The following is a 22,247-nucleotide window of genomic DNA, read 5'->3' as shown; positions in this document are numbered from 1 at the left end:
TCTATTAATAATTTCGGAACTCCACCTTCTGCACTTGCTCGTTATCGTCTTTATCCAACACGCGGATTTCAGCCTGCCAACGCCCTGCGAATGGAACGAACGGTCCCTCTGCTTTGTAAGCAGCCTTCACATAGCCATCGAATGAGGTAATTTCAGTATCTTCGAAAAGCTTGATCGGCACTTGAATCGGGCCGAGTTCCTTCTGATCCAACGCAAACAAGCGCATCGTAACGGATTTCGGGGCGCCTACCGCGTCAGGCAGCCATACCTTCACGATAAACTGGTTATCGCCCGGCTTGTTCGGCGTTACTCGCAGTGACAGATGCATCGTATCACCCATTTTGTGATAAACAACCGGCTCATTCGCCGGCAATGGACTTATATAGGTAAAGAGTGCTGCCGATACAAGGATGAGGGCCATCAGTGCGGCATCGATACGAAGCAGCACGGTTGTCGGCAGATTGCCTCTGCGTATGCGCAGATGAAGAATACCGCCAACGATGAGGACCAGCAGGACGAAACCTGTCTTGATCAGTAGAATCGTTCCCCATGCCGTGTAGAACAAATAGTGAAGGGAAGGCAGAAACAGCAAAGTCATGCCAATGCCTGACAAAATAAGAAGTGCAAGCGACAGCAAGGCCGCCCTGGAGAATAAGACGGCGAATCTCCCAGCTTCCTTGCGATCGGACTGCCAGAGCAAACCAAGCAGGATCAAACCGCCTACCCAGATGGCTGCAGCTGCCAGATGCACAAAATCAAACATGACAGACGCTGATTTCGGAGCAAATACCGCCGCATGACCGCTCCAGCTCTCAAGCGCAAGAATGAGCAGCGCCCAGATGGTCTTCAGAACGGCATGGAAACGGACGATAATAAATCCGAGAAGCACCAGCACCAGCAGCGCAATCCATTCACGCCCGATGTTCGTCTGCAGGAAGAGCTTGCTATATTCATCCCGTGGATAACCTGTCAATATCTCGCGAGCATGGACGAAAATATAAACAAGCGAACCAACAAGCAGTGTCCGCAAGGCAATCCGTTCCCATTTTCGCTGAATGTCCGGAAGCAGTTTGCCACGTCCCCGGGTCAGTAATGGCCACAGCATTAGTCCCGCTGCCCATAGCAGCGCCCCATAATAAACGATGCGGGCAGCGTAAATGATAAATTGTCCTGTTGTCAGTTGGGTAGTAGCGCTGTGTCCTTCATGACCAAGCTCTTTATGGGGATCAAATGTGGCAGCATCCACGCCCTCCTGAGGATTTCCTACAATAAAGACGTAAGATCCACTAACGGGATGGCCGTCCTCAGAGATGATTGAGTAAGACACGGTATACACGCCTTCGCCAAGCGAAGGAAGAGGCAGTATCAGCGAACGATGATCTTTGCTGGCTTGCGCGGTTTCGCTCGTAACGGGTCGAGATTTGGAATCAAGTACTTCTATGGAGCCTACCTTCGCCTCGATGGATTCGTTAAAACTCAGCTCAACCGATTTCGGGCTTTGCTCATATTTGACGTTAGCCTCCGGTTCGGAGCGCTCAAGCTCAGCGTGCGCGGACGCCAGGCCAGGGATGCTGATAAGTACGAGGCACATCCAGATGCACAAGACTACCGCTTGTATTGCGGAATGGGATTTATATTGAATGCGAAGGTTCATGATGTTGTGTAGTCACGTCCTCTCCTTATTATTGAACAATAAACTCAGAATAAGTGTACTAAAGCTGATGGTCGAACACCAACGATAAATCCAAACGTTGTTTGAACATCTTACACGGTTAGAAGCAGCTTGCCTTTATCCCTATTATTGTCACCACACGACTACTAAAGTTAGTGCTATAATTAGTTTCCGCAATTGATATAGTACTCACTTTTTTATATTAGCTACGTTTATAGAACTAGCTGTCCCGATCGATAAAAAATGCCGCAGCTGTACGTTTTCATGGGCTTTTCACCCCCTCAAAACAGGTGTAACGGTATGGTCTGATGTCGAATAGTATAACTTGACAGCCACTATATATTGGTGTAATTTAGGGAAGTACTAACAACATATTGTGTATTAGAGGTTGTCAGACGACATCCTTCGACAAGGAGTGGCTCTGCTCGTGGATATTATTAAGAGGAACGGTCAGAAAGAAGAATTGATCTTTTCAAAGCTTAAGAAGGTTATTGATTTCTCGTGTGTCGGCTATAACGACTGCGATCCGCTTGAGCTGGAAACTGCTTTGCTTCCTTATTTCCGCAACAACATTACAACCAAAGAAATTCAGCGTACACTCACACAGGTTGCGGTAGAAAAAACAAGCATCGAACAGCCGAACTGGCAGTACGTTGCAGCCAAACTTCTTGTGTACGATCTTTATAAAGAATCTGCAATCAATCGCAAATACGGCTATTTCGGCTATGGAGACTTCTACTCGCTGATTACGTATTTGACAGACAAAGGGCTTTACGGGAGCTACATATTAGAGTATTACACCCGTGATGAAATCCGTGAGCTCGGCAATTACATCGTGCCTGAACGCGACTACCTGTTCAACTACATCGGCCTCAAAACACTTGCAGACCGCTACTTGATCAAGAGCTTCAGCGGCGACGTGCTTGAGCTTCCGCAAGAATTGTTCATGGGCGTAGCGATGCATCTCGCTATGAAAGAAGATGACAAGCTCGCTTGGGCGCGCAAGTTCTACGATGTGCTCAGCCGTCTTCAAATGACGGTTGCCACACCTACTCTTGCCAATGCACGCAAACCGTTCCACCAGCTTTCCAGCTGCTTCATCGATACCGTGCCTGATAACCTGTGGGGCATTTACAACGTAGACTCCAGCTTCGCGCAAGTATCTAAATTCGGCGGCGGCATGGGTATCTACATCGGTAAAGTGCGTAGCCGCGGCTCCAACATCCGCGGATACAAAGGCGTTGCCGGCGGCGTAGTCCCTTGGATCAAGAACTACAACAACACGGCGGTTGCCGTCGACCAGCTCGGCGTTCGTTCCGGCGCAGTCGCGGTTTACCTTGACGTATGGCATAAGGATATTTTCGACTTCCTTAATCTTAAAACCAACAACGGCGATGACCGGATGAAAGCACATGACATCTTCCCTGGTGTCTGCATCCCTGACTTGTTCATGCGCAAAGTACAAGAGCGTGACTCGTGGTTCCTGTTCGATCCTCACGAAGTACGCAGCTACATGGGCTGGGCACTTGAGGATTCATGGGGCGAAGAGTGGGAACTTCGTTATGAAGAGTGCGTGAACAACCCTGCGCTTTCCCGTGACGAAGTACCGGCTATCGATATCATGAAGAAAATTCTTGCAAGCTCCTTTGAAACAGGCACACCTTTCGTGTTCTACCGCGATACGGTAAACCGCGCGAACCCGAATAAACATAAAGGCATCATTTATTGTTCTAACCTTTGTACGGAAATTTGCCAGAACATGAGCCCGACTGAATATATCACGACAACTCATGAAGACGGCGTTATTACAACACAAGTGAAAAGCGGCGACTATGTCGTTTGTAACCTCTCTTCCCTTAACCTTGGCCGTTCCAGAACGAAAGAGGAAATCGAAGAGGTTGTCACCTGCCAAATGCGGATGATGGATAATGTTATCGACCTTAACCATTACCCGATCCCGCAAGCGGAAATTACGAACCAGAAATACCGTGCGGTTGGACTTGGTACGAGCGGTTACCATCAATGGCTTGCTCTTAACAGCATTGCATGGGAATCCGAAGAGCATTTGGATCGTGCCGATGAGCTGTATGAGTGGATCAACTACTGCGCAATCAAAGCATCGATGGAAATCGCCAAGGAAAAAGGCGCTTACCGCGTATTTGAAGGCAGTGAATGGCATACGGGAGAATTTTTCGAATCCCGCGGTTATGATGCGCCGCACTGGCAGAAACTGAAGAAGGATGTAGCTGAGAACGGCGTCCGTAACGCATGGATGTTCGCGATTGCACCTACAGCCTCCACTTCCTTGATCGCCGGTTCTACTGCAGGTATTGACCCGATCTTCAACAAGTTCTTCGTTGAAGAGAAGAAGAATGCGGTCATTCCGCAAACAGCGCCTAACCTGAACGAAGAAACGTTCTGGTTCTACAAAGAAGCGCATCACATCGATCAGCACTGGAGCATCCGCGCAGCGGGCCGCCGTCAGCGCCATATCGATCAAGCGCAATCGTTTAACTTGTACATCACGCCGGAATACACGGCGAAGGAATTTATGGAACTGTACATGGCAGCATGGGAGAACGGCCTCAAAACCGTTTACTATTGCCGCAACAAGAGCTTGGAAGTTGAAGATTGCGTAAGCTGCAGCTCTTAAGGAATCGTTGAAAAAAGGTGTCCCTGCGGTCAGTATGGGTCTCCAATCGCTGTTGTAGACCGGATTTCTTTGAATTTATAAATGATTTAGAGGTAGAAATCCGGGCTACAAAGGCTGAATGATTGACGTGACAGAAGCTACGCCAGTCATTCAGCCTAGGCGAACGTTGACACTTTTCCGACTCCATACTGCCCTCCGGGCCACTTTTCAACGTAATCTTAAGACCACTGCAGCTTATTTTTAGGATCGAATAGAGGGAGGCAGCCCATTTAATGGATCTGCAAAAGAAAAAATTGTTCAATGAAGAAGGCGACCGCGATTGGGGCAAGCGTCGCATGATTGGCGGCAATACGACCAATCTGATTGAGCTTAACAACGTGAAATATGACTGGGCAACGAAGATGTACCGTACGATGATGAATAACTTCTGGATTCCGGAAGAGATTCCTCTTGCTCAGGATGCCAAAGATTACAGAAACCTGTCGCTCTCCGAGCGTAACAGCTACGATAAAATTATCAGCTTCCTCATCTTCTTGGATTCGCTTCAAACGGCAAACCTGCCGAACGTCAACGAATATATTACTGCACCTGAGGTAAACCTGTGCTTAACGGTTCATACGTTCCAAGAAGCCGTTCACAGCCAATCCTATTCCTATATTCTAGACAGCGTGGTTTCTCCGGAAGTACGCGATCAAATTTATAACCTGTGGCGCGAGGACAAGAACCTCTTGAAGCGGAATCGGTTCATCACCGACCTGTACGAGAACTTCATTGCTAATCCATCGTCGCAAAATCTTATCAAGACCATTATGGCGAACTACATCCTTGAAGGGATCTACTTCTACAGCGGATTCAGCTTCTTCTATGCGCTTGGCCGCCAAGGCAAAATGCTCGGTACCGTCTCTGAGATCAAATATATCCAGCGCGATGAATTGACTCACTTAGCGTTGTTCCAAGGTATCTTCCGTGAAGTGCGAAAAGAAAATCCGGAGCTGTTCACGCCGGTTCTCATCGAAGAGCTTCGCCAAATGATGCGTACAGCTGTTGAGCATGAAATCGAATGGGGTCAATATATTACGAACAACACCATTCCGGGCCTCACTGATGAAATCATCGAGAAATACATTAAGTTTCTATCCAATGAACGTCTGCGCAAGCTGAATCTCGATATTCTGTATCCGGAAATCGTCGAGCATCCGATGAAATGGGTGGAAAGCTTCAGCAATATGAACGGGATGAAAACCGATTTCTTCGAGCAGAAAGTAACCAACTACAGCAAATCGTCCAACCTTAACTGGGGCGACCTGTAAGTTTAATATAAGGTGAACCATCTTATACTTCAAAAGGGCTCAAGCCCTCTCCACTCGAGAGGCTTGGGCTTTTTTTTCATGCTCGGCAGAGTTCAGGATCTGCACGCTTCATGATACAATAGGAATAAGGCGGGACATGCGGCGGGGAGTGAATTGAGGGTGGATGCAGCTACACAGCAGCCTATTAGCGAGATAATGCCATTCATCCGCGTCGGGCATCACTACCAATTCCCTTATGAGCGAAACGAGTTCGAATATGGCCGCTTCGGATACTGTTATGCCTTTCATCTCGTTGATGGCGGCAGAGGAAGTATTACGGTTAACGGGCAGGTCTATCCGCTGAAGAGGGGCGATTTGATCTTCCTGCCGCCTCAGCTGATGCATTCCTTCTACACGGACCATGAGAATCGTTTAGCAACTTATAATCTCTATTTCGAGCTATGGAATGAGGAGCCGCGGTCAACTGAGCATCACTTGTATTGGCATCCGTCGGATTTACTGCCAGAGTTGTTAACAGCAGTACAGGAAAACACCGTTCTGGATACAATGCCGCATCTCTTTCATTTGCAGCACCATACCATCTTGATGGATTTGTTTCCCCATATTGTGAAGCATCATCAACAGCAGCGCACACTCGGCGATACGATCGCACATAGCCTGCTCAAAGCGTTTATGCTGGAGTTCATCCAGATTGCCGGGGAAAGCTGGCACAGTGACTACCGAATGAAAACGATTATGCACCGCATCGATAAAGAAGCGCATGCAGGATCGAATTATACGAGCTGGCTGGCACAAAGCGGGCTTCAGAAAACGAGATTCCATTCGCTCTTCAAGCAAACCGCGGGCATCTCTCCAAAAGCCTATTGGAGCCGCGCTGTCATGAAACAAGCAGCAGCCGCACTTTGGGAGAGCAATCGATCCATTACGGCGATCGCAGAGGATTTGGGATATGCCTCTATTCATCATTTTACGAAACAGTTTACCGCCTACTATGGCGTGTCTCCCTCCCAATATCGCAAACGCAAAGTGTAATGCTTAGAGGAGATACGAGAGATACACCTTAAACCTAAATCTACGACCTAAGTCCAGTTTCAGCACTGGACTTGCGCCCGTTCTTGAACCATAGTGCTTCCAAGTAAACTAATACTAGTTCATTCCGTGGAAATGGGGGAAACCGAATATGTCCACACAAGTTTACGTCATCAATGCTGCGATGGCTGTTCTATTACTCTTATTGTCTCTCTTTGCGGGGCTCACAACCGGCAGCATGGCCTTCCGGCGTACGACTCACAGTCTGCGACGCACTGCCATCCTTACGCTTGCCCTGCTCAGCTCAATGATACTTCTGGCTTTGGCCAAGATGATCATGCTGATCGCGACGTATTCTTACCGCAACTGGTTTGTGCTCGATAATGCGCTCATGTTCTTCGCGCTCATTATGCTGCCAACTGCAGCCATCGCCTTCTATTCCGTTTCTAGACTGCTTAATCTGGCTCGGCTTACCGTGAAGCACCCGGATGATGTCGTGAGCCGTACAAAGCGCCGTGCGGCGTCTGAAGTCGCTTTAGTCGTCCCCATTCAAGTGCTGGTCATCGAAGCGTTCCTGTATGCTTCCATTAACGTATTCCCTCTTGGCATGGCTTACCGGAAGCAGATGATTACCGTCGGACTCATTATCCTCGCTGCACCATTACTGCTTATCTGGCGCCAATCGATCAGACGCAGGCGAATTCACCGTGATGACGGAACGGCTGTCATTCACAAAGTAAAACGCGTTATCGTCTTTACGATGGCCTGCTTGTTGCTCGCCTTCGGAATTATCCATACGTTCAACAACGCAAAAACGCTCAGCAAGGCGACTGAGCGAAATTTATCCTTACGTATATCGATGTCAATTCCCTCAACGAACGAGTAATCGCATCTGCATGTCAGCCCCGCTTGCGGGCGTAGAAGTCAGGCCAATAATCTTCCGCGATGGGCGGGCAGCCTCTCGGCGTATCCCATACATAAACCCACCCGCTTTGCTCCGGCTGATGGTTGTCGGTTACCCAGATCCGATCGTAATCGTTTACCTCTTCGATCCCCACGAATTGCTCCAGATCATCCATACGTTTCAAACCTTGCTCATTCACGACAATCCACATTCCACGAACACGGGCACCACTTGTGTAAGCTGCGGCATCCCGCAGCAGCGCCGGGTAAGGTCCGTAATCAACCAGCCTCCCAAGAATGACACCGGGTGCAGCAGATTGAATGAATCCGGCACAGACATGATGATTGCTATGGCCCGGCAAGAGCGAGCCATAGATAAACACGGTTGTGAGTTGTTCCATATGTAAACACTCCTCTTAAGCCTCTTAAGAGCCTAAGCCAATTGACTATTGCGATGCCTGTACCAGTTCTCGAACAAGTTCGCCGGAATCGGCTTGGTGAAGTAGAAGCCTTGCGCTTCCTCGCAGTTACGTTCACGCAGAAACTTAATCTGTTCGTCGTTCTCTACGCCTTCGGCCGTTACTTTAAGCTTCAAGTTTCTAGCCATCGTTGTAATGGTTGCGACTATCGCCGCATCGCTGCCGCCTTTCGCCAAGTCGCTGACGAATGAGCGGTCGATCTTCAGCTTATCAATCGGGAACCGTTTAAGCGAGATCAGCGAGCTGTAGCCCGTACCGAAATCATCGATACTGATCTGTACGCCTATCTCCTTCAAGCTGGTCAGCGTATCGCTGGCGAACTCCACGTCGCTGGTCATACTCTCCGTAATCTCCAGCTCCAGATATTTCGGCGGCATGCCCGTTGCATCCAATATGCCCTTAATGCGTTCCGCCAGCTGATGCTGTCTAAACTGCCGCATCGACAAGTTCACGGACATCATCATCGGCGGCAAGCCGGCTTCCTGCCAAGCGACGTTCTGTTTGCAGGCGGCCTTGAGCACCCATTCGCCGAGCTGCAGAATAAGTCCATTCTCTTCCGTGATCGGGATAAAATCACCCGGCGGCAGTAATCCCCGCTGTGGATGATTCCAGCGCACTAACGCCTCGACTCCAATTACTTTGCCCGTGCTTAAATTAACGAGCGGCTGATAAGCCAGCGTGAACTGCTCCTGCTCGATCGCACGGCGCAGATCGCTCTCCAGCCTCAAACGATCATGCGATTTACAGTTCATCTCCGGATCGTAGCTGGAGAATTCATTGCGATGTGCTTTGGCGCTGTACATGGCCGTATCTGCGTTCTTGAGCAGCACCTCAACGCTCTCTCCGTCCTGCGGATAGAAGGAAATCCCGAGACTGATCGTAATATGATATTCCGCTTCGCCCAGCACAAACGGTGCATCGAAGAGCCCCATGAGCGCTTTGGCTTTTGTTTCTACCTGTTCGGTCTCCGCATCCTTAATGTCCGCCATTAAGACGACAAACTCGTCCCCTCCCATGCGGAACACATGATTCGACGGGCCCACTGCCAGCCTCAGCCGCTGGGAAACAGCCTGCAGCATTTGATCGCCAAAGGAATGACCAAGCGCATCATTAAAGGTCTTGAACCTATCAATATCCAGTAGAAAAACAGCGAGTTTATGGTTGCTCTGCTGCGCGCGCACCAGCTCCGCGCTTAGCTGCTCTTGCAGCTGGCGCCGATTGGACAATCCGGTTAGCTCATCGTGGTAAGCCAAGAAATGGATGCGTGATTCCGTCCGTTTATATTGTTTGAACGGCTCATCCAGCGTGACGTAATAGATCCCTTTCATCAGGAAGTAGAAGCCGGCCAGCTTATACACATGCCCGAGGAGCATATCGGTGTCAACGCCACCGGAGCTTAAGATGAACTGCAGATTGGCAAACAAGAAGAAAACAAGCGATTGGATAATGGTTAGCAGCGCTTGAGGCCGCTCATTGCGATTTAAGTAAAGCACCATGCCGATCGTACTCAAGTAGGAGAAAATAATAACGAAATAAACAAGTACTCGCACCAATTCAAGCGTTTCGCCCGTGAGCACTGTAATGTGGGCACGATCAACCAATGCAAAGTAGACCAGCGCGACCACAGTCGCAAAACCAAGTGACAGTAACACAGCCGGAAGCCGTTTCCTTGCCGAAACCGGTGCATCATTCTTGCGGAAGATGAGAAACAACCCGACAGAACCGATGAACTGGGCAGACATGGAGAACAGGGCGGATAAGTTGGTTTCCCCAACGGGATGGAAGAACGGCATTCCTTCCGCTGTAAGTCCGTGAAGCATGTCGAACACGCCGACAGCGCCGAATAATGCCGCCGTATAGAGCCGATGCTTCGACAACGATTTGACGAAAAACAACCAGCCTAACACCAGCATGGTGAAGCTCACTGCATATGTATTAAATTCGATGCCGGAATGCACAAACAAGTACGCCCGGCCCGTAATCGGCCGATAGAGTTCGCTATGAAACACCCGCATAAGTATAAAGCTGATGATGGCGGCAAAGGCCGTCCACATCGTAATTTTTTCCGCCCTATTGATAGACATATTGTCTTGATGTCCTCCTTCAACAAAGAAAGCCGATGCTGCCCTGCATGCCCATGTGATGATGTTTGAATGTTACGAGCAGAGCCGTATCTTCTCGAAAGCTGCAAGCTACCTACGCGGTGTCGGCGGCTGAAGCGCGATTCCCGCCGCTTCCAAGCCTTTACGCAGTGCAGCGGCAAATTCTGCTGCGCGCTGTCCGTCGCCATGGAGACAAACCGTGTCTCCTTGAATAGCGATCTCTTTGCCTTCGATTGTCCTTGCTGTCCCCCTTGTAATGATACTTAGCGTTTGGAGCAGCGCTTCATCAGCGGAGGCGAGCGTCGCCCCTTGCTGATTTCGGGGAGTAAGTGTTCCGTCCTCTTGATAAGAACGGTCTGCGAAGATCTCAGATGCCGATTGCATGTTTTGCTTATGCGCTGCTGCGAGGAGCATGCTTCCCCATTGTCCGTAAATGATCAGGGATGGGTCGTACACGCTCACTGCGCGCACGAAGGCTTCTGCAAGCTCTTCGCTGCGACCTGCCATATGATAGAGCGCGCCATGCGGCTTCACGTGACGCAAGCTAGCGCCGGCAGCACGAACGAATGCATCTAATGCGCCGATCTGGTAGAGCGTCATGTCATAGATTTCCTGTGCGCTGACCGCCATCTCACGTCGCCCGAAGCCGAGTCGGTCCGGCAAGCCCGGATGCGCACCAATTGACACACCGGCGTCTGCTGCTCGATATACGGCTTCACGCATCGCATGAGGATCTCCGGCATGAAAGCCGCAGGCAATATTCACTGAAGTGACATGTGCGAGTAGTTCACAATCTTGGCCAAACGTATAGATGCCATAGCTTTCGCCAAAATCACAGTTCAGATCGATCACCTGTTGTGACTGCGATAAATCGTGGATATTAGTCATATCGGCTTTTGGCGGTCCTTTCATGATCACAAATTCAATTTCATTGCTTTCTTACAAATCGCGAGAATGGCGGCGAGCTGCTGCATGCCGCGTTCTTGCTCTCTAGCGATGTGCTGGGCTTCAGCCAGCGTCACTTCTTCGAAGGTGACGTAATCGCCGGGCTTGCACTGCGCGAGCAGCGGCAAGTCGGCCGTGATGACATGCGCTAGCTTCGGATAGCCGCCGGTCGTCTGGCAGTCTGCGCCGAGAATGATCGGCGCGCCGCCGCGCGGCACCTGTATCGTGCCGGCGATGACGCCGTGGGACAGCAGTTCTTCGCTGTCCTCCATCTGCAGCGGGGGGCCATCTAGGCGGACCCCCATACGGTCTGATGCGGGAGCTACGCGATAGCGCTCCCGCATGAACGCCGTACGGGCCGCTTCGCGGAATTGCCCGTACTCGGCGCCCGGCATCACGCGCAGCCGGATGCCGGCGGGGTTTGCGCTGCCGCGCTGCAGCGCCTGCGGCGGCGCGAACCAGCCCGGGGCCGCCCAGCTGCGGCGGCGGCCCTGCGGCACGGCCGCGGCGCGCGCGGCTAGCGCGGCGTGCCACGCGGCAGCCCAAGGCGCGGCGCTGCCGAGCGGCAGCACGTCGCCGCCCTGCAGCTTGCGCCCGGCGATGCCGCCGATGCCGGCACGCGTGTCCGTGCTGCGGCTGCCGAGCACCGCCTCGGCGGCAATGCCGCCGGCTGCCGCAACGTAAGCGCGGCACCCGCTAGCCGCGGAACCGAAGCTGACGACCGTTCCGGCGTCAAGCCAAACCGGCCGCCTCAGCGGGAGCGCCTCACCGTCGATCGACGGTGCCAAGTCGGCGCCGCACACGGCGATCAGCATCGCTTCTTCCGCCAGTAGCTGCGGGCCGTTAAGCGTTAGCTCAAGCCCCGCAGCTCCAGGCGCATTGCCGACGAGCAAATTCGCCGTCCGCAGCGCGATGCTGTCCATCGCGCCGCCTTCGGGAATACCGAAGCGCCGCCAGCCCGGTCGTCCCAAATCTTGTACCGTTGTATGTAAGCCCGGTTTGATTATTCGCAGACTCATGGCGCTTCACCTTGCTCCTTCAGGTCCTTCTCGGAAATCGGAACAAAACGCAGCACATCGCCCATGCGCAGCAGAAAGGGCTCCGCTCGCTTCGGATCAAACAACCGAAGCGGCGTGAGGCCGATCAACTGCCATCCTCCCGGCGTCGATAGCGGATAGATGCCTGTCTGCCCGCCGGCAATGCCGACAGCCCCTGCGGGCACGCTGCTTCGCGGCATGGCAAGACGCGGTTGACGGAGCTCATCCGGTAAGCCGGTTAAATAAGGAAAGCCCGGCATGAAACCGATCATGGCAACGCGGTACTCCGCAGAGGCATGGCAGGAAACGAAGCTCGCTTCCGTCATGCCTGAACGCGAGGCGCACGCCGCCAGATCGGGACCATAACGACCGCCGTAGCATACCGGAATTTCGACCAGCCTGGGTTCAGCAGTGTTATGATGCTGCCTGCCTAGCAGAATCAGTTCCACATCGGCTGCCGTTTGTTCATAGTTGAACCCCTCATAGACGACGGTTACCGTATCGTAGGCAGGAACCACATCGACGAACCAGGTCCGTCCTGCCTCACGCAGTAATTCCGCCATTCCGGCAGCAAGCAGCCAGCGCTCACCTTCTTGCCCCTCGTCATCCAAAATTACGACAAGAGCCCGGTCTCCAAGTGGCCTGATACTGAACGTTCGCTCCGCAGCGTCACCCACAAAATTCACCAATTTTCTCATATTTTCAACATTGCAATTACGAATTGGAAGGTAATGCCGTTAAAGGGTAATCTCCTTTAGTTTGTACCATTGCGTGCCTTTTTGTCCAGCATCTTTACAAAGCTTTCCTAAAACATTTTCCGACAAAAAGTGTTCTATTCAGACGTGTACCGACTAATGACCTCCACGAGCAAATCATTGAGACGTTTCACTTCATATTCCCCGACAGCCGGTTCCATGTGATCATTCCCGATACCGCTGTGATCCGTTAGAAATAAATAAGTCCCGCCTGTGGCAGTGGCCATGAAACGCATCAAGTATTCGGTCTGTACATCAACACCGCTTGAAGCAATCGGAATGATCCGAATGCCTTCTGCTGCCGCGGATTCCATCAGCTCATGAATGCGTTTCGTCACCTTACGTTCATGATGAGGCGGAGCGTCAAGCACGAGAAACAACAGTCTTGCCCTTGCATCACCGCTCCATTTATGATCATCGACAGCATTCTCCAGCGCTTCATCTACCGCTTCCGGGAAATCGCCTCCGCCTGCAGCATCTTGCTGCGAAATCTGCTTGACGGCCGTATCGATATCCTTCGTGAACGGATAATCTTTGACCAGATATTTATCGCTGCGATCTCGGTAGAAATTGGTGCTGACTTGAATATCAAGCTGTTGGCCGTTATCCTTGCCGACGCGGGCGACGACGTCTTTCAGCTCCGACTTCAGAAAATCCAGCTCATCCTGCATGGAACCTGTTGTATCCACAACGAGCATCAGATCAACACCAAGCGACGGCTTCACCTGTTCGTTCAGATCAACGCGCAGCGCGGAACCTCTTGGGATCTGCACATTCTCATACTGCTTCTCTTGATTCCCCGAACGAATGATAACCCCATATCTCTCCTGATTCTGCTGCTCATCGAATAATCCCGCGTAGGCAGACGCTTCTCCATCAATATTAGTACGTGACTCCCACACCGTATCGCCATCGTCATCAACGAGGCTGACTTCTGCATCGGATACCGGCTTACCGCCTCCGGTCACAACAACTTCCAATCTATTTTGCGGAAAAACAGACCAATAGGATTGCAGCTCTCTGCCCTCGCCGCTATTCAGCAGCCGGATCCACTCCTTCCAGGAGGTAAGATCGTCCGACTCCCCGGCTGTCAGTTGACCCGCTTGTGAGTCGTCGTACTGGCTGCCCGGCGGAGTTGTCTCATCCTTATCGATCGGGGAATCATCCGTATCATGAGCAGGTTCTTCGGAAACGGATGAATCGGCTTTGTCATTGCTGCTTGAGTTGGTAGTGGCTTCACCCCGGTTGCTTGTGCTGCTGTTGTCCCTTGCTTCCGTGTTCGAACTGTTGCTTGAAGAATCCGTGTTCGCCGCGCTGTCGTTCTGATTGTCAGCCGAGGAGCACCCGGCCAGCAGGAACGTTAATGCCGCGAGCAGTAGAAGCGACGTCTTCATCTTTCCTTGTCCCCTTACATTCTCTTTACCCGGTGCATGTTCTCTGTTTATTCCTTTACGTTGTTGCATCCGAATTCCCCCTCGATTCTGTTGGTAGCCGAACCATTATATGTAAAAGCCGGCTTATTACCATCGACGGAATCGCTCTCCGAATTGTTGCATTCTCGCTGGCACGACAGTACAATCGGGGGAAGTATATTTTTGGGGAAGAAAGGAGCGCTGCTGCCTTATGGAAACTTACTCACTAGCAGAGCTGAGCATTACCTATAACGATGTCACTACGAAATTAATTTATAAGTCTGCACATTTGGTTGTCGTCACGGACTCCGGCTATAAGCTGTGGTACATCGAGATCGACGGCATGACTCAAACCTCGCTCCTTCACATGTTCCATGAATCCGAGGACATTGGGATATCCTTATCCGGCATAACAGCCGGCGGCAAACCGTTCCAAGCGGGCGGATATTTCCATCCGAACGTCCAGCATCAGGCTGCGGCTATCCGAGGTGACGGCGAGCTGCACGGTTTCTAGAAACGACTAGTACTTTCGCACACAACAAAGCAGCTCCGGTTCTCATTCCACGATGGAAGGAATGAACCGGAGCTGCTTTTTGTGTTATAAGGGCGTTACTGCACGGCAATACCTTTGAAGAAGAGCTCAAAAGTAATGGCCATTCGGTTATCGAGTGAATCCTCATTCTCTTCCATCGACCAGACGAAGAGCGTGCCGAAGTAAGCTTGAAAGGCTTGCTGAGCCATCATCTCAGCGGGCATGTCTCTGCGAAACTCGCCGTTCTCCTGCCCTTCGGCAATAAGCGGCAGCAAGGCTTCTTTAAGCGTAGTGAGCATCGAGTTATGGGTATCAAGCGCCTTGGCACTGCCGAGCATGGCTTGAAATAATGCGCGCGTGAGTGGTTTGCTAAGTACAAATTGTTTCACGATTTGGAATAACAACAGCTGTAGACGGGGCACCAGCGGTCCGGGCTTGTCTTTGAGCTTCGCCACCTCGTTTAACGCGAAGATCGCTTGCAAATCGCAGATCAGTTCATCCTTGGAAGCGAAATAATTGAAAAAAGTGCCTTTCGCAACGCCGGCTTGCTTGGCAATACTTTCAACGGATGTCTGCTCGTAACCCAGCTCAGCAAATAAAGAGAGCGCAGCTTCTTTGATTCGAATGCGGGTCTGTTCTTTCTTGAGCTCGCGGTTCATCGCTATATCCTCCATCTAAGTTGTTCGCGTTCAGTCAATGCTAATTGTAGCATAGCACTTAAGCTCCGTAAACACGAGTTGACCATCGGTATAAAATTTAGCTTTATGCATACAATTCAATCTATCGCGAATGAAACCGAATTCAATAAAGATACCGAATTCTGATGTGTGAAATAATTATGACCATTAGTTCAAAATTATTGACGAATGGTTTTGTCTTGCGCTATAACTATTCATAGAGAACCTGTTAGTTTAGTTTCGAGGAGGTATTGAAATGTCTGAACGTATTATTCGAAGTATTGCCCGCGCCAAATGGGCAGTCCTAATCGGCTGGCTGGCGATTACCGTGGCCTCCATGTTTGCCCTGCCTGATCTTGCGGCCATTGTCCGTCAAACCGAGCAGAAATTTATTCCGGCCGCTTCCGAATCCGTCGTAGCCAAACAGCTCATGGAACGGATTAATCCGGAGACCACCACCAAATCCAGCGCAATCCTTGTTTACTCCCGCGAAGGCGGCATGACCGCACAGGACCGCGATTGGCTCAAGGCCAAAGCTGCCGAGCTTGCGCTGCTTAGCGGCAAGGATGGCTTCAAGTCGGTGCAGTCGGCTTATGAAACGCCGGAGCTGGCGGAGAAATTCCGCAGCAAGGATGGCACAACCGAGCTGCTTATCGTCGGATTCTCTCGTGCGGATAATGATACGCTCACCCAAGAAGCGGTTGATATACTCGCAGCTAAAGTGAAAGATGCGCCGAGCGGAAGCAAAGTGGAGCTCACGGGGAGTGCTCCTATCGGCAAAGATTTTCAACAGAGCTCTGAGGAAGGCTTGAAGAAAACGGAGCTGCTCACCGTAGCGCTCGTACTCGTTATTCTTCTCCTCGTTTTCCGTTCCCCTGTCGCGCCGTTCATTCCGCTTATTACGATCGGCATTTCCTTAGTCATCACACGCGGGCTCGTTGCACTGGCCACGGATTACGGAATGCCGGTTTCGTCTTTTACTGAATCCTTCCTGATTGCCGTCTTGTTCGGTGCGGGAACCGATTATTGTATCCTGCTTATCCAGCGTTTCCGCGAAGAGCTCAGCCATGACGGTGACAAAGTGGAAGCACTCGTAAGGACGATGCGGACCGTCGGCAAGACCGTTGCCTTCTCCGCCAGTACCGTATTCGTTGCGTTCTTCCTCATCGGCTTCGCCCAGTTCGGCCTTTATCAATCAGCCGTTGGCGTATCCATCGGCGTTGCGGTTACGCTCATTGCAGGACTTACCTTAACGCCTGCCTTGTTGATGCTCTTCGGTAAAGCTACCTTCTGGCCGAGCAAGGCTGCAAGCGGTCAAGGCCACGGCGAGTCTAAGCTGTGGGGAGCGATGGCAGCTCTTGCCGCACGCAGACCTGTAGCCATTCTGGTTGTTACGGTTCTGCTGCTTACGCCAATTACATTCCTGTACCATGGCAAGCGGTCCTTTGACGACTTGGCCGAAATCAATCCGCAGCTTGGCTCCGTGCAAGGCTTCCGACAAGTGGAGCATGCCTTCGGTGCCGGTGAAGTCTTCCCGCTCTCCGTAGCGCTGCGATCGGATGAGTCGATGCGCAATCCTGCCGCACTGGCCGCACTCGAAACGGCAAGCGCCAATGTAGCGAAGCTAAGCGGCGTCAAAGAAGTGCGAAGCGCCGTAAGACCGCTCGGCGAACAGCTGGCGGACCTAACGGTTTCGAATCAGCTGACGCGAACCTCTGATGCGCTTGATCAGATGAAGAATGGCGTCGATCAAGTAGCAGACGGCTTAACTACCGCCGGCAGCTCAATTGCGAGCGGGCAGGCCGATATTCAGAACCTGACAGATGGCTTGCGAACGATGGCTTCCCGCACCTCTGAAGCGCAGAGCGGGCTGAAGCAAATCTACGGCGGCATGCAGCAGGCGTCCCAAGGCGCCGGCCAGTTATCCGGCGGACTCAAGCAGAGCGCCGAAGTATCCGGCTCCATGAGCCAAGATTTGCAGGCGTTGCTGAAGAAATATCCGGAGCTGAAGAACGAGCCTGCCATGCAGCAATTGTTAGGCAAGCAGCAAGGACTCTCCGGCGGATTAAATGAACTATATTCCGGGGCAGCTAAGCTGTCAGCAAGCTTCACTCAACTAAACCCCGGCGTCAATAAAGTTGCCGACGGACTTGGCCAACTGGCTGACGGTCAAACCCAAGCCGCCGACGGTACAGCGAAGCTCGGAAGCGGACTTCAAGAGCTTACCGGCGGCTTGAAGGATGGAGCTGCAGGTCTTGGCGACATCTCGAAGGGTCTCACTTCGGTGAAGGATGCACAGCGTACGATTGGGGACAGTCAGATCCCTGGCTGGAATCTTCCTCAAGAAGCATTGGATAGTCCTGAGATGAAGCAAGCGCTCGATTACTATATTTCCACCGACGGGGAAACCGCCAAGATGGAGATCGTCCTCTCGGTAAATCCGTATTCTCCCGAAGCGCTGACAACGGTTGATCAGATTAGAGAAGCGCTGAACCATAGCTTCGAAGGAAGTGCCATTGAAGGAGCTCATGTGTATGTATCCGGCACATCGGCACAAATTTCGGAGCTCAAGGATATTTCGAAGAATGACTTTACGCGAACAGGTGCGTTTGTCTTGATCGGGATTTTCATCGTACTGATGATTCTGCTGCGCTCCATTCTGGCGCCGCTCTATGTACTGCTCTCCCTTGGCTTTAACTTCCTGGTCACCATGGGCATTGTTGAATTCATATTCGTTCAATTGCTCGGCAAGGAAGGCTTGTCATGGAGCGCTTCATTCTTCGTCTTCCTCATTATCGTAGCGCTTGGCGTCGATTACAGCATCTTCCTCATGGCTAGGTTCAAGGAAGAATATCGACCGCGGGGCATTACGTATGCGATGACGAAAGCGATGTCGACGACAGGCGGCGTTATCATATCCGCAGCGGTCATCATGGGCGGCACGTTCGCTGCACTTATGATGTCCGGCGTGAATACGCTCCTGCAGATCGGTGCAGGCATCGTCATTGGTCTGATTCTGTATGCGACTGTCTTTATGGGCCTTGTCATTCCTGCTTTGGCTAATCTCTTCGGTGAAGCCAACTGGTGGCCTTTCCGCCAAAGAACAACCTCTCAATCAGAAGCAGCGAAGGCCCAAGAAGAAGGGAATAGCCCAAGATACAAAGAGCAAACCTCTGAATAAATCAGGCTTCCGATAAAAAAAGCTGTATCCGCTCCTTTCGAAGGTGGCGGATACAGCTTTTGCTTTATTTATATCGAAGATTCGGCTACAGCACGTTTGGCTGCTTGATGCGTATAAGCAAACAGCTCCATAAGCTCCATATGCTGCACATATTCAATCGCGCTCCTGGCTTCTTCCGAGATCGTCCCGCTCTCTTGAAGCGCAATCATGCCTGTGAGTGCCGAAGCTTGCCAGCGCACTTGGCGTTTCATTACCTGCAGCGAATCGCGAATGGTGCCTTCCTGCAAATCGCCTAATACGACGCTGTTCTGCAGCCAATCCGCTACTCGTGTCTGCAAGCTCTCCATCGCCGGATGGGCGCCTGCATTGCTGAACCAGTAGTTCGCATTGGAGTAATCACCCTCCATCCGGTGCATGATACCATGCCAATAGCAGCCTGTCGGGTCGTCTTCAATCTCTTGGGATTGTTCATGCGACGCGTCCAAGCTCTCGTTAAGCAGATGCAAGCCGGCCTTGAGCGCAATGAGCGCGGGTTGAGCGGATTTCGGAGTTCCGACAGTAATTAGAGGCAAAGCGGCTATTTCTTGATCGAGTGCAGCATCCCATACCCCTTTCGGAGACAGGGCTTGCATGGTCTGACGCGATTCCAATTGTTCGATGATTAGCGCTAATGATTTCTTCAAGCCGCATCCACTCCTTCAACAGTTCGTAACGCCAATCACTTGCATGAGTGGACTCTATTGTAATAGATGCCCTTCGAAAATTCAATGAGAATATGCCTATTTATCCTTACAATCCGCGCGGATGAAGTTCGGAGACGGCGACGATCCTCCTTAGCAAACAAGCTCCCGAACCGCTAAGGTCTGGGAGCTCGTTCATTATTGAAGAACTTATTTGCTGTGCAATACTTCAGGCGTAGTCAGCTTATCGTAGAAATCAACCGACTTATCTTTGTCATCGGAATTCCGAAGCGCCATTGCGGAACGAGGATGCTCATCGAACATGCCTGTAATCATATAAGGAATAATATAGCCCCACTCTTCTTTTTCACGAAGCGGAATCATGTACTTCTCGATCATATCCAGAACCGGACGCACATTGTACTTCGTGTTCTTCAGATGTGCGACAAGCAGTTCCGTTGGGCAGTTGCCGGCCGCGCGGCCCATACCGTATACGGAAGCATCCAGGAACTCGACGCCTTTCTCAACCGAAATAAGCGTATTGGCGAAAGCAAGCTGCATATTGTTGTGCGTATGAACACCAAGACGTTTGCTTGGCAGGTACTTCTGGAATTTGCTGACCAAATAATTGAAGTCATTCGGCGCCAAGCTGCCATAGGAGTCAACGACGTACACGACGTCGACTACACTTGCTTCGATCAATTCGAATGCTTCAAGCAGCTGGTTCTCCATTACGTTGGAGAGTGCCATAATGTTCAAGGTTGTTTCGTAGCCGCGCGAGTTGAATACGTTAACCAGCTCCAGCGCCTTCGGCACGTCTTGAATGTAGCAGGCAACGCGAATCAAATCGAGCATGCTCTCTTCGCGTGGAAGAATATCGTTCTCATCTACCCGTCCGATATCGACAAGTGCAGAGAGCTTCGTATTCAGCTTCTGCGGGATGACTTTACGAAGGAAGTCGTCGTCCAGGAAGCGCCATGGACCCGCATCTTCAGCGCCTTTGAGCAGCTTCGGAGAGTTTTTGTACCCGATTTCCATATACTCGACGCCAGCTTCATTCAGCGAGTTGTATAGATGCTGAACGAACTCAACGCTGAAATCCCAGTTATTGACGAGCCCGCCGTCGCGGATCGTGCAGTCGACGATTTTACAATGACTTTTTTTCGAAGCATTCATAGCATTGTGTCTCCTTTTTAGCCAGATCTTGTCTTTTCTACTCATAATACTTGATATTGGCTATGAACGCAAAGTCATTTTTGTCAGAATTGCAGGACTCTTCGGATTAAATGGCGCGGAACGATTTCCTCGTGCTGACCATCGTTTGATCCAATTTATCGCTTAATTTCTCCAGCATTGTCGCAAGCTCCGACGATCTGGAAATAAGCTGATGCTGCTCATTCGAGCTGCCCGTAACCGTCTTGACGCTGCCTGTTAATTCAACGGACATTCGGGAGATTTCCTCAATGTTGACGCTGAACTGCTTCGTGCTTGCTGTCATTTGCTGAGAGGCACCGGAAATATAATGAATTTGCTCTGCGACGGTTTTGATGGATCGCATGATCCGTTCAAATGCGGCTCCCGCATCACATACGGCTTGGTTGCCTGATGCAACCTCTTCAATGACTTGATCCATGGAATGGATAGAAGCGCGGTTATTAGCCTGAATGTCTTGAACAAGCTCAGCGATTCTCTGGGCAGAGGCAGTTGTTTGTTCAGACAGCTTGCGCACTTCATTAGATACGACGGTAAACCCACGTCCATGCTCGCCGGCCCGCGCCGCTTCAATCGCCGCATTCAGTGCCAGCAGACTGGTTTGTGAAGCGATGTCTGCAATTAAGCTTGTAATGTCATCTATTTCTTGCGAACGCTGACCGAGCAGCTTTACTTTGGTTGCGGACTCTTGGACGGCATTGCTCATCGATGTCATCTGCCTGACAGCCTTCTGTATGGCCTCATTTCCGTTATCGGCCTCCGTCGCTACCTCACTGGAGAAAGTTGACACCGTAGCAGACGTTTCGGCAATGGTATGGATGTCTCGGAGCATCTCTCCGATGACCCTCTTGCCTGTCTGTGCGCCATGCTCCTGCAAATGCGCCGTGGCATCAACCTTATGCATCGTTTGTACAATATCCCCTGCCAAGAGATTAAGCGTAGCCGCATTGCAGCTGAGCTCTTTGGAATTCATGAGCACTTGGTCCGACGTTTCCGTCACATTTTCAATAATTTGTTTGACCGCTGCTTGAATCTTCTGCTGTTGGGCCGATTCCAACGCGAGGATGAATGCTCTGCGCGTCACAATTTGATAGGTAACCGCGCCGATAAACAAGACGACAAATACGATGTGAATGGAGACCATGGCAAGTGAGTAATCACGGGTTCCGTAGACAAGGTCTGGGAAGATTAAGAAGCCGAGTACATGCTGAAGTGCGAAGATAACGGTGCTGATGAGAAGCATTGCGATGAGGTCGTAGTACAAAATAATAGCGAGTACCATAAAGATGGAGAAATGATATTCCACCATGCCGTTGCCGCCTGAGATGATCGATATGCTGCTGAAGGTAAGCGACAGTGTCAATAGAAGCGGAACGGACTGCTGCTCCTTCTGCAACCGCATGCAAATCCCGGCAAGCAGTAAGAAAATAATCGGTAATGCCAAGAACGTTTGCTTAAGGAAAGTGTGGAACGTAGAACCATTCATGTCCGTTTGATGATCATGATGCATGGAGAAACCGAGCCAATCGAATGCGTGTACCAGAAGCGATAATAGCACAATAATTGTAGAAATGAATAACATGACACGGTTTTTCTCTCTAAGCATACAACTTGCCTACCTCCCCATATATGTATACATATAAAAAGAGTCCACCCGCGTTAAGGATG

The 22,247-nt window shown here is 51.1% G+C and carries 17 protein-coding genes; 6 read left to right on the top strand and 11 right to left on the bottom strand.

Going from position 1 to position 22,247, the window contains the following annotated elements; translation table 11 throughout:
* Nucleotides 1-4: 4 nt before the first annotated feature.
* Nucleotides 5-1,654 carry a copper resistance CopC/CopD family protein gene (locus AC0YNS_RS12360; protein ID WP_475781290.1) on the bottom strand — a complete coding sequence of 550 codons (1,650 nt, stop codon included), beginning with the start codon at nt 1,652-1,654 and terminating at the stop codon, nt 5-7.
* Nucleotides 1,655-2,099: 445 nt separating this feature from the next.
* Between AC0YNS_RS12360 and AC0YNS_RS12355 the strand changes: the two genes are divergently transcribed.
* The 4 genes from AC0YNS_RS12355 to AC0YNS_RS12340 all read left to right on the top strand — a co-directional run bounded on the left by AC0YNS_RS12355 (nt 2,100) and on the right by AC0YNS_RS12340 (nt 7,550).
* The gene (locus tag AC0YNS_RS12355; protein ID WP_475781289.1) at nt 2,100-4,325 is read left to right on the top strand and encodes a ribonucleoside-diphosphate reductase subunit alpha; all 2,226 of its coding nucleotides are present in this window, start codon (nt 2,100-2,102) and stop codon (nt 4,323-4,325) included.
* A gap of 272 nt (nt 4,326-4,597) precedes the next feature.
* The gene (locus AC0YNS_RS12350) at nt 4,598-5,635 is read left to right on the top strand and encodes a ribonucleotide-diphosphate reductase subunit beta (protein WP_475781288.1); all 1,038 of its coding nucleotides are present in this window, start codon (nt 4,598-4,600) and stop codon (nt 5,633-5,635) included.
* Nucleotides 5,636-5,794: 159 nt separating this feature from the next.
* Nucleotides 5,795-6,667: an AraC family transcriptional regulator gene (locus AC0YNS_RS12345; protein ID WP_475781287.1), complete on the top strand. Its 873-nt coding sequence runs from the start codon at nt 5,795-5,797 to the stop codon at nt 6,665-6,667.
* Between the two features lie 148 nt (nt 6,668-6,815).
* A complete protein-coding gene (locus tag AC0YNS_RS12340; RefSeq protein WP_475781286.1) occupies nt 6,816-7,550 on the top strand; it encodes a hypothetical protein in 735 nt (244 codons plus the stop codon).
* A 13-nt stretch (nt 7,551-7,563) separates the two neighbouring features.
* Here AC0YNS_RS12340 and AC0YNS_RS12335 read toward each other — a convergent pair whose 3' ends face one another.
* The 6 genes from AC0YNS_RS12335 to AC0YNS_RS12310 form a co-directional block, all read right to left on the bottom strand.
* Complete coding sequence (locus AC0YNS_RS12335; protein WP_475781285.1) at nt 7,564-7,968, bottom strand: gamma-glutamylcyclotransferase family protein; 405 nt, start codon at nt 7,966-7,968, stop codon at nt 7,564-7,566.
* Nucleotides 7,969-8,000: 32 nt separating this feature from the next.
* Nucleotides 8,001-10,130 carry a putative bifunctional diguanylate cyclase/phosphodiesterase gene (locus tag AC0YNS_RS12330; protein ID WP_475781284.1) on the bottom strand — a complete coding sequence of 710 codons (2,130 nt, stop codon included), beginning with the start codon at nt 10,128-10,130 and terminating at the stop codon, nt 8,001-8,003.
* Between the two features lie 108 nt (nt 10,131-10,238).
* Nucleotides 10,239-11,060, bottom strand: a complete 822-nt coding sequence (locus tag AC0YNS_RS12325) for a LamB/YcsF family protein (protein WP_475781283.1) — start codon at nt 11,058-11,060, stop codon at nt 10,239-10,241.
* 2 nt (nt 11,061-11,062) lie between these two features.
* Nucleotides 11,063-12,112 carry a 5-oxoprolinase subunit C family protein gene (locus AC0YNS_RS12320; RefSeq protein WP_475781282.1) on the bottom strand — a complete coding sequence of 350 codons (1,050 nt, stop codon included), beginning with the start codon at nt 12,110-12,112 and terminating at the stop codon, nt 11,063-11,065.
* On the bottom strand, nt 12,109-12,816 hold the full coding sequence (gene pxpB, locus AC0YNS_RS12315; protein WP_475781281.1) for a 5-oxoprolinase subunit PxpB: 708 nt from the start codon (nt 12,814-12,816) through the stop codon (nt 12,109-12,111). Before pxpB ends, AC0YNS_RS12320 begins: the two co-directional genes overlap by 4 nt.
* A 146-nt stretch (nt 12,817-12,962) precedes the next feature.
* Nucleotides 12,963-14,348 carry a VWA domain-containing protein gene (locus tag AC0YNS_RS12310; RefSeq protein WP_475781280.1) on the bottom strand — a complete coding sequence of 462 codons (1,386 nt, stop codon included), beginning with the start codon at nt 14,346-14,348 and terminating at the stop codon, nt 12,963-12,965.
* A gap of 160 nt (nt 14,349-14,508) precedes the next feature.
* Here AC0YNS_RS12310 and AC0YNS_RS12305 point away from each other — a divergent pair, with 160 nt between their 5' ends.
* Nucleotides 14,509-14,811, top strand: a complete 303-nt coding sequence (locus AC0YNS_RS12305) for a hypothetical protein (protein WP_475781279.1) — start codon at nt 14,509-14,511, stop codon at nt 14,809-14,811.
* Nucleotides 14,812-14,906: 95 nt separating this feature from the next.
* On the opposite strand, the gene AC0YNS_RS12300 is transcribed toward AC0YNS_RS12305, so the two are convergent.
* Complete coding sequence (locus AC0YNS_RS12300; protein ID WP_475781278.1) at nt 14,907-15,488, bottom strand: TetR/AcrR family transcriptional regulator; 582 nt, start codon at nt 15,486-15,488, stop codon at nt 14,907-14,909.
* A 274-nt stretch (nt 15,489-15,762) separates the two neighbouring features.
* On the opposite strand from AC0YNS_RS12300, the gene AC0YNS_RS12295 reads away from it, so the two are divergent.
* Nucleotides 15,763-18,687: an MMPL family transporter gene (locus AC0YNS_RS12295; RefSeq protein ID WP_475781277.1), complete on the top strand. Its 2,925-nt coding sequence runs from the start codon at nt 15,763-15,765 to the stop codon at nt 18,685-18,687.
* A gap of 68 nt (nt 18,688-18,755) precedes the next feature.
* Here AC0YNS_RS12295 and AC0YNS_RS12290 read toward each other — a convergent pair whose 3' ends face one another.
* The 3 genes from AC0YNS_RS12290 to AC0YNS_RS12280 form a co-directional block, all read right to left on the bottom strand.
* Nucleotides 18,756-19,370 carry a hypothetical protein gene (locus AC0YNS_RS12290; protein WP_475781276.1) on the bottom strand — a complete coding sequence of 205 codons (615 nt, stop codon included), beginning with the start codon at nt 19,368-19,370 and terminating at the stop codon, nt 18,756-18,758.
* A 207-nt stretch (nt 19,371-19,577) separates the two neighbouring features.
* Nucleotides 19,578-20,543 (bottom strand): aldolase catalytic domain-containing protein, encoded by a 966-nt coding sequence (locus AC0YNS_RS12285; RefSeq protein ID WP_475781275.1) that lies wholly within the window; start codon nt 20,541-20,543, stop codon nt 19,578-19,580.
* A 106-nt stretch (nt 20,544-20,649) separates the two neighbouring features.
* A complete protein-coding gene (locus AC0YNS_RS12280) occupies nt 20,650-22,185 on the bottom strand; it encodes a methyl-accepting chemotaxis protein (protein WP_475781274.1) in 1,536 nt (511 codons plus the stop codon).
* Nucleotides 22,186-22,247 lie beyond the last annotated feature (62 nt).

It is taken from the genome of Paenibacillus sp. J22FR21 (assembly GCF_056269135.1).
The sequence above is the reverse complement of the archived record's forward strand: the minus strand, read 5'-3'. Positions and strand labels throughout refer to the sequence as shown.